Origin of the sequence: Micromonospora sp. NPDC050784, from assembly GCF_044456765.1 — a bacterium.
GTDB classification, from domain to species: domain Bacteria; phylum Actinomycetota; class Actinomycetes; order Mycobacteriales; family Micromonosporaceae; genus Micromonospora; species Micromonospora foliorum.
Map to the genome: position 1 here is coordinate 67699 of NZ_JBITGG010000016.1, position 12339 is coordinate 80037.

General features: G+C 74.2%; 9 protein-coding genes. 4 read left to right on the forward strand and 5 right to left on the reverse strand.

Annotated features, from left to right (window positions below; translation table 11 throughout):
* Positions 1-28 precede the first annotated feature (28 nt).
* The gene (locus ACIBD9_RS21810; protein ID WP_396720216.1) at positions 29-2284 is read left to right on the forward strand and encodes an adenylate/guanylate cyclase domain-containing protein; all 2256 of its coding nucleotides are present in this window, start codon (positions 29-31) and stop codon (positions 2282-2284) included.
* Positions 2285-2368: 84 nt separating this feature from the next.
* On the opposite strand, the gene ACIBD9_RS21815 is transcribed toward ACIBD9_RS21810, so the two are convergent.
* Entirely contained in the window at positions 2369-2914 is a 546-nt protein-coding gene (locus ACIBD9_RS21815) for a YciI family protein (protein WP_396720218.1), read from the reverse strand.
* Between the two features lie 79 nt (positions 2915-2993).
* Here ACIBD9_RS21815 and ACIBD9_RS21820 point away from each other — a divergent pair, with 79 nt between their 5' ends.
* Positions 2994-6278, forward strand: a complete 3285-nt coding sequence (locus ACIBD9_RS21820) for a BTAD domain-containing putative transcriptional regulator (RefSeq protein ID WP_396720220.1) — start codon at positions 2994-2996, stop codon at positions 6276-6278.
* 90 nt (positions 6279-6368) lie between these two features.
* Positions 6369-7061 carry a hemerythrin domain-containing protein gene (locus ACIBD9_RS21825; protein ID WP_396720222.1) on the forward strand — a complete coding sequence of 231 codons (693 nt, stop codon included), beginning with the start codon at positions 6369-6371 and terminating at the stop codon, positions 7059-7061.
* A 204-nt stretch (positions 7062-7265) separates the two neighbouring features.
* On the opposite strand, the gene ACIBD9_RS21830 is transcribed toward ACIBD9_RS21825, so the two are convergent.
* The 4 genes from ACIBD9_RS21830 to ACIBD9_RS21845 all read right to left on the reverse strand — a co-directional run bounded on the left by ACIBD9_RS21830 (position 7266) and on the right by ACIBD9_RS21845 (position 10854).
* On the reverse strand, positions 7266-7832 hold the full coding sequence (locus tag ACIBD9_RS21830) for a dienelactone hydrolase family protein (RefSeq protein WP_396720224.1): 567 nt from the start codon (positions 7830-7832) through the stop codon (positions 7266-7268).
* 55 nt (positions 7833-7887) lie between these two features.
* Positions 7888-8994, reverse strand: a complete 1107-nt coding sequence (locus ACIBD9_RS21835) for a nucleotide disphospho-sugar-binding domain-containing protein (protein WP_396720226.1) — start codon at positions 8992-8994, stop codon at positions 7888-7890.
* A gap of 10 nt (positions 8995-9004) precedes the next feature.
* Positions 9005-10327: a phenylacetate--CoA ligase PaaK gene (gene paaK / locus ACIBD9_RS21840; protein WP_396720228.1), complete on the reverse strand. Its 1323-nt coding sequence runs from the start codon at positions 10325-10327 to the stop codon at positions 9005-9007.
* Between the two features lie 77 nt (positions 10328-10404).
* Positions 10405-10854 carry a MarR family winged helix-turn-helix transcriptional regulator gene (locus tag ACIBD9_RS21845; RefSeq protein ID WP_396720230.1) on the reverse strand — a complete coding sequence of 150 codons (450 nt, stop codon included), beginning with the start codon at positions 10852-10854 and terminating at the stop codon, positions 10405-10407.
* Between the two features lie 136 nt (positions 10855-10990).
* Between ACIBD9_RS21845 and ACIBD9_RS21850 the strand changes: the two genes are divergently transcribed.
* Positions 10991-12211: an MFS transporter gene (locus ACIBD9_RS21850; protein WP_396720232.1), complete on the forward strand. Its 1221-nt coding sequence runs from the start codon at positions 10991-10993 to the stop codon at positions 12209-12211.
* The last annotated feature ends 128 nt before the right edge of the window (positions 12212-12339 follow it).

Consider the following 12339-nt stretch of genomic DNA (forward strand, 5'->3'; position numbering starts at 1 on the left):
AGCGGGAAGAAAGGCCGGTGCGACACCCATGACCACCAGCATCATCGTCGACACGCAACGGACCGTCACCCCGCTCTGGCCGGTACCCCAGGAGAGGCGCATCGTCACCGTCCTCTTCGCGGACATCGTCGGCTCCACGGCCCTGGTGGACCGGCTCGACCCGGAGGACGTCCGAGCGTTGCAGCGGGCCTACTTCGACACCGTCGCCGGTGTGCTGCACCGCTGGCAGGGAGTCGTGGAGAAGTACATCGGCGACGCCGTGATGGCACTCTTCGGCGCCCGGCACTCCGACGGCTTCGACGCGTACCGGGCGGTTCGCGCCGGGCTGGAGATCCAGGCCGCGCTAGACCGGCGGCCCATGGTCGGCGGCACCAGGCTGCGCGTCCGGGTCGGGGTCGCCACCGGCGAGGTCGTGGTCGACCTGGGCGACGTCGTCACCGGCGGACACGGCCTGGCCAGCGGCGCGGTGATCACCACCGCGGCCCGCCTGCAGGAGTACGCCGCACCCGGTGCCGTCGCGCTCTGCGCCGCCACCGCCCGCGCCACCGCCGGCCTGATCACCCAGCGCCAGCTGACGCCGGTGCCGGTCGCCGGCCGGGTGCCGCCGATGCCGGTCTGGCACGCCGTAGGGCCGGTACGCCCCGGCGCGGACCGACACGACGGCCCGTTGATCGGTCGACGCCGCGAACTGGCCACCATCCGCGACCAGCTGGTCTCGGCCATCCGGGACCGGACGCCGCGCTGGATCTCCCTGGTCGGCCCCACCGGCAGTGGCCGCAGCCGGCTGCTGCACGAGCTGACCCGTGGGTTGACCACGGTGGACGGACTGTCGGTCCGCTGGTGCGTGGCGGCCTGCCAGCCGTACCCCGATCAGGTGTTGGCGCCGGTCGCGCACCTGCTCCGCGTCGTCGCCGGGATCCGGCACGGCGACGGCCCCACGGCGGTCCACGACCGGCTCGTCGCCGCCCTGACGCCGCTGTACCCACCGACCAGGGTGGCCACCGCGGTCCCGGCCCTCCAGCGGATGCTGACCACTCCGGACGGCTCGGCCGCCGCCCTCGCCGGCGCGGCGATCTGCCGGGAGGTCCTGCTGCGGCTGGCCGCCCACCGGCCGCTGATCGTGGCCGTCGACGACCTGGACCGGGCCGCACCGGCGGTGAGCCGGTTCCTGCACGCGCTGTTCAGCGCGGCGACGGAACGCGGGCTGCCGTTGGCCCTGCTCACCGTGCACCAGCCGCAGTGGGCCGACACCCGGCCCGGTCCGGCCCGACGGGTGACGATCGGACCACTGGCCACCGTGCAGTCCGGACGGCTGCTGCGCCACCTACTCACCCGGGCCGGGCAGCCGGTGACCCTGGTCGACCGGCTGCTGCCACTGGTGGGAGGCCGCCCCGGGCACGCGGCGGCGTACGTCACCGCGGTCGTGGACGGTGCCGACCCGGCGGCGCTCCCGCTGCCCGAGGCGGTACGCCGGGCCGTCGGCGCGGAACTGGACCACCTCGACGGTGAGCGACGGGCGGTGCTGATGGCCGCCGGCACCCTCGCCGGCCTGATCTCCGGCGCGGCGGTGGACCGGGCACTCGGCTGGACGCCCGGGCGGTCCGCACCCACACTGCGCGGGCTGGTCGCCGCCGGGCTGCTGCTCCCCCACCACGTCGACGGGTACGCGTTCGCCGCGCCCGCGCTGCGCCAGGTCGCCGCCGAGCGGTTGCCCCGCGCCCTGCGGGCCCTCTTCCAGCGCCGGGCCGTCGGCGTCCCGCACCTCGACACCGTGCACCGGGACGCCAACCCGGCCGACCGCCGCGCTGGGGCGGGTCGCGCCGGGGCGGTCGACGGCTCGGCGGCGCGGAGCGCCGAGATCGTGCGCCTCGACACCGTTGGCGCTCGGGCCGGCCGGCTCGACGCCGTCTTCGCGGCGCTGGGTCCGGGCGGCGCTCCCAGCCGGGCAGCGCTGCGGGGACGTAACCCCACCCCGACGATGGCCGCCCGGCCAGCCGTGTCGAGTCCCGACACCAACCGTTTGGCGGGCCCTCGCCGGCTCCGAGCCGTGGCGTCGGCGAACGTAGCGCCGACCCGGGCCACGGCGGCGTCCCTGCCTCCGAGCAGTACGGGCGGTCACCCGCCCCGGGACAACACCCGCCCCCCAACGTCGATCCGCACGGTGCCTGCGAGGTCAGCCGCAAACCGGGCGCCCGCTGGCGTCGGCGGCCCGGGCGGCACCGTGCGCGCAATACCCCGCCCGCCGTTGGTCCGCCGACCGGATGGCCTGCCCGCCTCCGCCTGAATCCGATGATCACTTGGTGCCCAGCAGTCGAACTGACCCCTCGACGACTACTGAGCATCAAGTGATCGAGGCGATCAGGGCAGCTCAGGACGGTCGGCCGCCGAACTGCCAGTTGTGCACCTCAATGTCGGCGTACCGGTCCGCCCTCAGGATCGCGCGCGCCGCGTCCGGGTTCGGCGCCCGGATCAGCGCGGCGGTGCCGAGCCAGGTGACGCCGTCGTCGGCCAGCAGGGGCCCGTACGCGATCAGCTCGTCCGGGTCGGGCGGCACGGCCAGGTCGGCGGCCTGCCCGGCGCCGAGGCCGAGCACCAGATAGCGGTTGCCGCCGGTCCGGCCGCCGGGGAAGTCCCACATGGTGCGGCCCAGCGTGTTGTGCCATCGGCGCAGCAGCACGTCCCGGTACGCGCCGGCCTGGTAGTTCGGCTCCTCGAAGGCGAATGCCCGCGCGGCGGCCGGGTCGGGCACGTCGACGATGTGCAGGCTGCCGGTGGGCGTGTCGCCGATGAAGGTCGGGCCCCGGGCGATCATCTCCGCCGCGTACCGGTCCATGTACGACCAGTGCTCGGGCAACAGCTCGTCGCGCAACGCCGTCGAACCGGGGCGGTCACGGTGGTAACAGAGAAACTCCACGCCGCATTCTCGCCGGGTGCCCCGGGGTCCGGCGGGAGCGGGTGGGCCGCCCACCAGCCTGACTAGGATTGGTCTTGTCATGCTGCTACGGGTGCTCGGGCCGCTTGAGGTCGAGGTCGACACAGGCGGGCCGGTCGAGCTCGGCGGCCCCCGTCAACGCGCTGTGCTCGCGCTCCTGCTCGCGGCCCGTGGCGAGGTCGTCTCCGTCGGTCAGATGATCGAGGATCTGTGGCGGGGTGACCCGCCGCCACGGGCGATCGCGTCCCTCCAGGCGTACGTCTCGCATCTGCGCCGCCTGCTGGAGCCGGCCCGCGAACCCCGGGCGCCGGCCCGGGTCCTGGTCACCGCGCCACCGGGCTACGCGCTGCGGCTGCCCGCCGACGCCGTCGACGCCGGCCGGTTCGAGGCGCTGCTCGCCGAGGCACGTACGGTCGGCCCCGCCGACCCGGGCCGGGCACGTCAGCTGCTGAGCGGCGGGCTCGAGCTGTGGCGCGGTCGGGCGTACGCCGAGTTCGCCGGTGAGCCGTGGGCGCAGCCGGAGGTGCTGCGGCTGGAGGAGCTCCGGCTCGGCGCCCGGGAGCTGCTGCTCGACGTGACGGTGCGCTGCGGCGACGCGGCCGAGGCGGTGCCGGAGGCGGAACTGTTGACCCGGCAGGCGCCGCTGCGGGAGGAGAGTTGGCGGCTGCTGGCGCTGGCGTTGTGGCGTACCGGCCGGCAGGGTGACGCGCTCGCCGCGTTGCGCCGGGCGCGGGCGACCCTGGCGGACCAGCTCGGACTGGACCCGGGTCCGGCGCTGGTCGAGGTGGAGGCCGCCATCCTGGGCCAGCGGCTCGACCTGCTGCCACCCGTGGCGGCGACAGCGGTACGCGCCCGGCGGCAGGTGTCCGAGGAGGTCTTCGTCGGCCGGGAGGCCGAGCTGGAGGCGCTGCGGCAGGCAGCCGCCGAGGCGGTGGCGGGCGGGCCGCGCGTCGCGCTGCTCAGCGGTGAGGCCGGGGCCGGCAAGACGAGCCTGCTCACCCGCTTCCGGGAGGGGCTCACCGCCCACGGCTGGCTGGTCACCGTCGGCCGCTGCCCCGAGGTCGAGGGCGCCCCGCCGGCCTGGGCCTGGGTGGAGGCGTTGCGGCAACTCGCCGAGCAGGTACCGCCGGGCGATCTCGCACCCGCGCTCGCCCCGCTGCTCGGCGGGGCCGACGGCGAGCCCGGTGGCGACGTCACCGCCGGCCGGTTCCGGCTGCACCGCGCCGTCGGCGCCTGGTTGGACGCCGCCGCGGCCCGCAGACCGGTCGCCGTGATCCTCGACGACCTGCACGCCGCCGACGCCGAGACGTTGCTCCTGTTGCAGAGCGTCACCGAGATGACCGCCGGCACCGTCCTGTTCGTCGCGGCGCTGCGACCCGCCGACAACGCCGAGCGGCTCGCCGACACGATGGCGGTCCTGGCCCGCCGGTCGCCCCACCGGATCCCGTTGGGCGGGCTGACCGCGTCCGAGGTCGAACGGCTGCTCGGCGCGCTGGCCCGGACCACCGTCGACCCGGACACGGTCGCCGCGTTGGCCGAGCGGACCGGCGGCAACCCGTTCTACGTCCGGGAGTCGGCACGGCTACTCGCCGCCGAGGGCACGCTCGTGGCCACCTCCGACGTGCCCGAGGGCGTACGCGACGTGCTGCGCCGACGACTCTCCCGCCTGCCGACGACGGCCCTCTCGGTGCTGCGCCTCACCGCGGCGGTCGGGCGGGAGGCCGACGTCCGCACGCTCGTCGACGCCGCCGGCACGGACGAGGCCACCGTCCTGGGCGCGCTGGAAGCCGGGCTCACCGCCGGGCTGCTCACCGAACCGGCGCCCGGGCGGGTGCGGTTCGTGCACGGCCTGGTCTGCGACACCATCTACACCGACCTGCCGCAGCTGCGCCGCACCCGCCTGCACGCCCGGATCGCCGCCGCCACCCGCCGGCTGCGGCCCGACGACTACCCGGCACTGGCCCACCAGTACGCCCGCGCCGCGTCGGCCGACACCGCACCGCTCGCCGTCGACTACGCCATCCGGGCCGCCGAACTGGCCGAGCGGCGGTACGCGTACGACGCATCGATCGAGCTGCTCAGCAATGCTGTCGAGGCCGCCGCCACGGTCGCCGGGGACCGCGACGCGCTCCGGGTCGACCTGCTCGGACGGCTGTTGCGCGCCCAGGCGCGGGCCGGGGCGGTGGCCGCCGCCCGGCAGACCCGGGCCCGGGCGATCGACGTCGCCGCGGAGTCCGGCCGCGACGACCTGCTGGTCGCGGCGTTCACCGCGTGGACCGTGCCCACCCCGTGGCTGACCCACGAGTACGGCGTGGTGGACCACCGGGTCGTCGAGTTGCTCACCCGGCTGCTGCGCGCCGACGACCTGGGCCCGGTCGCCCGCTGCCGGCTGCTGGAGGCGCTGGCCACCGAGTTGGACGGGGAGTCCGACCCGCGAGGCGTGGCGGCCGGACGGGAGGCGCTGGCCCTCTCGCGCCGGCTGGACGACCCCGAGCTGCGCGCCCTCGGGCTGGCCGCGCGGTTGCGCACCATGAGCTACGAGCGGGAGGCGCCCGACCGTCGGACCTTCGCCCTTGAGCTGCGTGACCTCGCCGACGAGCACGGGCTGGTGACCTACCGTTCGGTCGCCGAGCAGGCGCTGGGCCACTCCGCTGCCGCGCTCAACGAGCCGGACGAACTGCGCCTCAGCGTCGCCCGGCAGGGGTGGCTGGCCGAGACGTATCAGCTGAACGAGGCGCAGACGATCAACCTGTGCTCGCTGGGCGCCCTCGCGCACATCGCCGGCGACTTCGCCGCCGCGCGGCGGCACTACGACCAGGTCGCGGTGCAGATGCGGCGGCAGGGTTCGCTGCACGCCGAGGCCTTCCACTACTTCTCCGCCGGCACCCTGCTGATCAGCCAGGGGCGGTTCGGTGAGCACCTGGAGGCGACCCGGCGGATACGGGAGTCGTTGGGCCCGATCGTGGACGACCTGCTGGCCCTGGCGCTGATCGGAAGCGGACGCCTCGACGAGGCGCGGGGAATGCCGATCGGGCGCCACACCTACCGCCCGGACTACTTCGAGTCGGCCCTGCTCACCGTCCGCGGGATGGTCATCGTGGCGCTGGGTCGACGGGACCTGGCCCAGCCCGTGATCGACGCGCTGCTCCCGGTATCTGACCAACTGGCCGGATTCTCCACCACCGCGGCCGTGGTGCGGCCGGTCGCGCTGACGCTCGGGGAGCTGTTCCGGCTGGTGGGCCGCAGCGAGGAGGCGACCCGGCACTTCACCCTCGCCGCACGGGTGGCCCGCCGGTGGGGGTCGCCGCACTGGCTGGCCGAGGCGACGTCGGCCCTGGCCGGCTGACCGGCACGGTTGGTGGATTCCAAGCCGGTTCCAAGTGACACCGAGCATGATCAACAGATCTGTGCCAGTTGATCCCTCGGAAAGGTCACCGTGAACCAGAACCACCGCGAAGCCATGGCCGACGTACGCGACATGTACATGGCGCACTCGGCCCTCCGTCGCGAGTTCAGCCTGCTGCCGCAGCTCGTCCGCGACGTCACACCCGGCGACGCCACGCGCGCGGAGGTCGTCGGCGCCCACGCCGAGATGCTCTGCCACATCCTGCACGTGCACCACGAGGGCGAGGACCTGCTGCTGTGGCCCCGGCTGCTGGAGCGCGGCGGCGCGGAGGCGGCGGCGATCGTCCCCACCATGGAGGCGCAGCACCACGCCATCGAGGACGCCCACGCGGCGGTGGTCGCCCTCCTCCCCCAGTGGCGCCGCACCGCACGCGGCGGTGAGCAACTCGGGGACGCCCTGGAGCAGCTACGCGCCGCGCTGATCGAGCACATGGTCCTGGAGGAGAGCGAGATCCTGCCGCTGGCGCAACGGCACGTCACCGCCCGGGAGTGGATGCAGCTCGGCGAGCACGGCATGAGCAAGTCCCCGAAGAAGCAGCTCCCGTTGGCCTTCGGCCTGGCCATGTACGAGGGCGACCCGGAGGTGGTCAAGGCGGTGCTGGCGCACGCCCCGCTGCCGGCCCGGCTGCTCATGCCGATCATCGCGCCGCGGCTCTTCGCCAGCCACGCCAAGCGGGTGCACGGCACCGCCACGCCCCCGCGCATCGGCACCACCGTCCGCTGAACGAAGTCCTGTGGACCGATGGAGTGGCCCGGACGATCACCGTCGGTCACCTCCGTCGTTGCGGATGCGGCATCAAGCGGTATACCTCAGAGGAATATTCATGCCTCTGAGGTATACCGCTCCTCGGCAGCTCGACATGGCGGGCCAGCCGAGCGCACACCGACGCCGCGGCGTCGACCCCACTGGCCGCCGCTGAGTCGGCATTCAGCGGGCGGCCAGGAAGGCCAGCACGCGCGGCCAGGCCTCCGCGGTGGCGTCCGGGGAGAACTCGGGCACGTCCGGGTCGGTGAACAGGTGCCCCGCGCCGGGATAGCGGAAGACCGTCACGTCGGCGTCGGCGTCGGTCAGCTCCTGCTGCCACTCGTCGACCTCGTCCGGCGCGTCGTACGGATCGGGGTCGGCGAGGTGCAGCTGCACCGGCAACCCGGGTCGGACCGCGTCCGGGGCGCCGCCGGTGCCGTGCAGCAGGAGCAGGCCGGCGGCGTCGGGGCGTTCGGCCAGCAGCGCCCCGGCCACCCCGGCGCCCATCGAGAAGCCGGCGAGCACCGTCTCCGGTGGCAGGTCGCGCAGCGCGTCGCGGGCCCGGTCCAGCACCACCTCCTGGCCGATCTTGTCGAGCAGCGCGAACCCCTCCTCGACGGTGTCGGTGGCCGGGACGCCGTACAGGTCGGGGGTGCTGACCTGGTGCCCGGCGGCGCGCAACCGGTCGGCGGCAGCGCGCACGGCGGGCCGCAGCCCGTAGACGGGGTGGAACAGCACGACGTGTCGCATCCGGTCATCCTGCCGCAGTCAGCGATCCGTCCGGTGTGGCCACGCGGGGTGGGTGTCAGACCAGTTCCGTCAGCCGCGCGACGAGGTCGGCGGGTGGCGGCATCGCGGCGATCTCGCGGCTGACCTGCCCGGCAGCGGTACGCAGCCGCTCGTCGGTGAGCAGCTGGGTCAGTGCCCGCGCGGTGATGTCCCGGGGGCGCAGTGCCAGGCCGGCGCCCCGGCGGGCCACCAGCTCGGCGTTGTGCCGCCGGTCCCCCGGGCCCGTGGTGGCCAGCTGGGGCAGGCCGGCGGCGAGGGCGCCGAAGGCGCTGCCCGCACCGCCGTGGTGCACCAGCGCCGCGCTCGCCGGCAACGCCTCGTCGAGCGGGATCCAGTCGACCACCCGCACGTTGCCGGGCAACGAACGGGCCGACCGCTCGTCGGGGCGGACCAGCACGATCTCGGCGTCCACCTCGGCGGCGGCGGCCACCACGGCGGGCATCGGCCCCCGGTCGCCGGGGCCGGTGAGGGTGCTGCGGGTGACCAGGATCCGGGGGCGCTCACCCGGTTCGCGCAGCCAGGCCGGCAGCTCGCCGCCGCCCACGTAGGACGTGTAGCGCATCGGCCAACCGCCCTGGGTGGCGACGCTGGGCGGGGCCACGGCGAGGGCGGCGGCCGGCGCGGGCAGCTCGGTGAGGCCGTGCCGGCGCAGCGCGGCGCCGAGCCGGGCGACGGTGGCGCGGACCAGGTCCCGGCCGTCGAAGAGGGCGTTCTCCTGGCGTACGGCCGGCACGTCGAGCCGCGCGGCGGCCACCGCACCGGCGACCGCGAACGGCTCGTGGAGCACCAGATCCGGCCGCCACCGGGTGGCCAGCGCGACCACCGGGTCGGTGAGCTGGTCGTTGAGCGCGCCGAACAGCAGGCCGGCGCCCCGGGTGCCGGCGGTGCCGGCCAGCTCGGCCCGCGCGATCAGCGGATGGCGGGGAAAGACCCGCAGCGCGATCCGGCCGAAGTCGAAGCCCGGCGCGATGTCGTGCACCGGCAGACCGGCGTCGGCGGCGGCCAGACCACCACCGCCGGTGGCCACCAACACGTCGTGGCCGGCGTCGCGGAGCGCGACCGCGAGCGGCACCAGCGGGAAGACGTGCCCGACGAGCGGGGCGGAGACCACCAGGACGCGCATGGGCAGGATCCTATGTCGACGACGCCGTCGAGGTGGGCCGCTGGTCGACGATGCGGCGCATCTTGCCCATCGACCGTTCCACCGTGTCCGGGGCGAGGACGTCGACCGCCACGCTGACGCCGATGGTGTTCTTCACCAGCGCAACGAGCGTGCCTCCGGCCCGCTCGGCGGCGTCCACGTCGACGTCGGCCCGCCGCTCCACCCGCACCGTCAGGGTGTCCAGCCGGCCGTGCCGATCGAGGACGCACTGGAAGTGCGGCGACAGCTGCGGGGTGCGCAGGATCAGCTCCTCGATCTGGGTGGGGAAGATGTTCACCCCACGCAGGATCATCATGTCGTCGGTCCGGCCGGTGATCTTTTCGATCCGGCGCATCGGCCGGGCGGTGCCGGGCAGCAGCCGGGTCAGGTCGCGGGTGCGGTAGCGCACGACCGGCATCGCCTCCTTGGTCAGGGAGGTCAACACCAGCTCACCCCGCTCACCGTCGGGCAGCACGGCCCCGGTGACCGGGTCGATGATCTCCGGGTAGAAGTGGTCCTCCCAGAGGTGCAGCCCGTCCTTGGTCTCGACGCACTCGGTCGCCACGCCGGGACCCATCACCTCGGAGAGCCCGTAGATGTCGACGGCGTGGATGTCCAGTTGCTGCTCGATCTCCCGGCGCATGTCCTCGGTCCACGGCTCGGCGCCGAAGATGCCCACTTGCAGTGAGGTGGCGCGCGGGTCGATGCCCTGGCGGCGCATCTCGTCGACGATGGCCAGCAGGTAGCTGGGCGTGACCATGATGACCTCGGGCTCGAAGTCGCGGATCAGCATGACCTGGCGCTCGGTCATGCCACCGGAGACCGGGATGACCGTGCAGCCCAGCTCCTCGGCGCCGTAGTGCGCGCCCAGGCCGCCGGTGAAGAGCCCATAGCCGTACGCGACGTGCACCCGGTCGCCGGGACGGCCGCCGGACGCGCGGATCGACCGGGCCATCAGGCGCGCCCAGGTACGCAGGTCGTCGCGGGTGTAGCCGACCACTGTCGGCCGGCCGGTGGTGCCGGAGGAGGCGTGCAGGCGGGCGACCCGCTCCCGGGGTACGGCGAACATGCCGAACGGGTAGTTCTCCCGCAGCTCCGCCTTGCCGGTGAACGGGAAGCGCGCCAGGTCGTGGAGGTCCCGGCAGTCGTCGGGGTGCACGCCGGCGGCGTCGAACGCCCGCCGGTAGTGCGGCACGTTGTCGTACGCGTGCCGCAACGACCAGCGCAGTCGGTCGCGTTGCAGGGCGCGCAGTTCGTCGATGCCGGCGCGCTCGATCGGCTCCAGCTCCTCCGGACGAGGGGTGCGGTCCTGCATCGGCTGCCTCCTTGGCGCGGCGGTCCCGGTGGGGCTGCGGGTACCGTACGCCCGCCGTCGCCCGGGCCGGCGGGTGGTCAGCGGGCGGCCGGCAGCCGGTGCAGGGCGTCGACCAGCGGCGCCAGCTCGGGGGTTGCCTCGGCCTGGGCGAGCGCGTCGGAGAGCACCCGGTCGTGGGTGGGTCGGGTCTGGGCGAGCACCTCGGAGCCGGCCGGGGTCAGCTCGGTGTAGATGCCGCGCCGGTCGTCGGCGCAGAGGATGCGGGTGAGCAGCCCCCGCTGTTCGAGGCGGGTGACCAGCCGGGTGGTGGCGCTGCCGGAGAGCGCGGCGGCGCGGGCGAGCTGGCTCATCCGTATGTGCCAACCGTCCTGACGGGAGAGCGCGTCGAGCACCGTGTATTCGACGACGGAGAGGTCGTGGCCGGCCTGTAGGGCCCGCTCCAGGGACGTCTCGATCAGCCCGTGCAGGGCGGCGAGGGTGCGCCAGCCCTGCGCGCGGATCTCGACCGCGTCGTCGGCGATGCCCAATGCCGGCCTCCTGGGTGTGATCTGAACGGTCCCCAGGCTACCACGCTTGCGCCGATATAACGCGCGTGCAAGTATTTCGTTGCTTCCGCGTGTAGTTGCACGCGCCGCATATCTGCCCCCTCCGGATGGGAAGACCATGTCCGTACGCCACAAGTCCCTGCCGCCCGGCCTGATCGCGCTGGCCATCGGCGCCTTCGGCATCGGGCTCACCGAGTTCGTGATCATGGGGTTGTTGCCCGAGGTGGCCGCCGACTTCGCGGTCACCGAGCCGGTGGCCGGCTGGCTGATCTCCGGCTACGCGCTCAGCGTGGCCGTCGGCGGGGTCGCCCTCACCGCGGCGGTCACCCGCCTGCCGCGCAAACCCGTGCTGCTCGGCCTGATGGTGCTCTTCATCATCGGCAACCTGCTCTCCGCCGTCGCCGGCGACTACGCCGTGATGATGGTCGGCCGGATCGTCGCCGCGCTCTGCCACGGCGCGTTCTTCGGCATCGGCGCCGTGGTCGCCGCCGGCCTGGTCGCACCGGCCCGCCGGGCGGGCGCCATCGCCATGATGTTCGCCGGCCTGACCATCGCCAACGTGCTCGGCGTGCCGTTCGGCACCTTCCTCGGGCAGCACTTCGGCTGGCGGTCGACGTTCTGGGCGATCACCGCCATCGGGGTGGTCGCCCTGGTCGGGCTGGCCCTGCTCATCCCGGGGGGCGACACCGCCGCCGCCGACCGTCCGGCCGGCGGGCTGCGCGGCGAGTTGCGGGCCTTCACCCACCCGCAGGTCTGGCTCTCCCTGGTGATCACCGTCCTGGGCTTCGGCGGGATGTTCGGCGCGTTCACCTACATCGCCTACACGCTCACCGAGGTCAGCGGCTTCGCCACCAGCACCGTGCCGTGGCTGCTCGTCCTCTTCGGAGTGGGGCTCTTCGCGGGCAACCTGCTCGGCGGCCGGGCGGCCGACAGGTCACTGTCGCGCACTCTGGTCACCGTCCTGGCGGTGCTCACCGTGGTGCTCGTCGGCTTCGCCCTGACCGCCACGAACCCGGTGCTGACCATCGTCGCGCTGGTGCTGATGGGTGGGTTCGGCTTCGCCACCGTGCCGCCGCTGCAGATGCGGATCATGCGGTACGCCCATCAGGCGCCGACCCTGGCGTCCGGGGCGAACATCGCCGCGTTCAACCTCGGCAACGCGTTGGGCGCGTGGATCGGCGGGGTGACCATCGCCGCCGGACTCGGCTACACCTCGCCGATCTGGGCCGGCGCCGCACTGACCCTCATCGGTCTGGGCGTACTCCTCGGCGCGCTGCGGCTGGCCCGCCGCGACGAACCGGCGCGGGCCGACGCGAGCCTGGTGGACACCACGGTCTGACCCGGCCCGGAGGGGCGACGCCGGGCCGGGCGGAAGCCCGGCCCGGCGCCTCTCTGATCATCGCCCTGCCATCGTCCCGTAATTGCAAAAGATGTGCAACAAGGTCTGGACAGTAAGCTCGTGCCGTA

Excerpts from the sequence above, each read along its gene's own strand:
- ACIBD9_RS21810 (WP_396720216.1), top strand. The coding sequence starts at position 29 with ATGACCACCAGCATCATCGTCGACACGCAACGGACCGTCACCCCGCTC.
- ACIBD9_RS21830 (WP_396720224.1), bottom strand. The coding sequence starts at position 7,832 with ATGCGACACGTCGTGCTGTTCCACCCCGTCTACGGGCTGCGGCCCGCC.
- paaK (WP_396720228.1), bottom strand. The coding sequence starts at position 10,327 with ATGCAGGACCGCACCCCTCGTCCGGAGGAGCTGGAGCCGATCGAGCGC.
- ACIBD9_RS21835 (WP_396720226.1), bottom strand. The coding sequence starts at position 8,994 with ATGCGCGTCCTGGTGGTCTCCGCCCCGCTCGTCGGGCACGTCTTCCCG.
- ACIBD9_RS21820 (WP_396720220.1), top strand. The coding sequence starts at position 2,994 with ATGCTGCTACGGGTGCTCGGGCCGCTTGAGGTCGAGGTCGACACAGGC.
- ACIBD9_RS21850 (WP_396720232.1), top strand. The coding sequence starts at position 10,991 with ATGTCCGTACGCCACAAGTCCCTGCCGCCCGGCCTGATCGCGCTGGCC.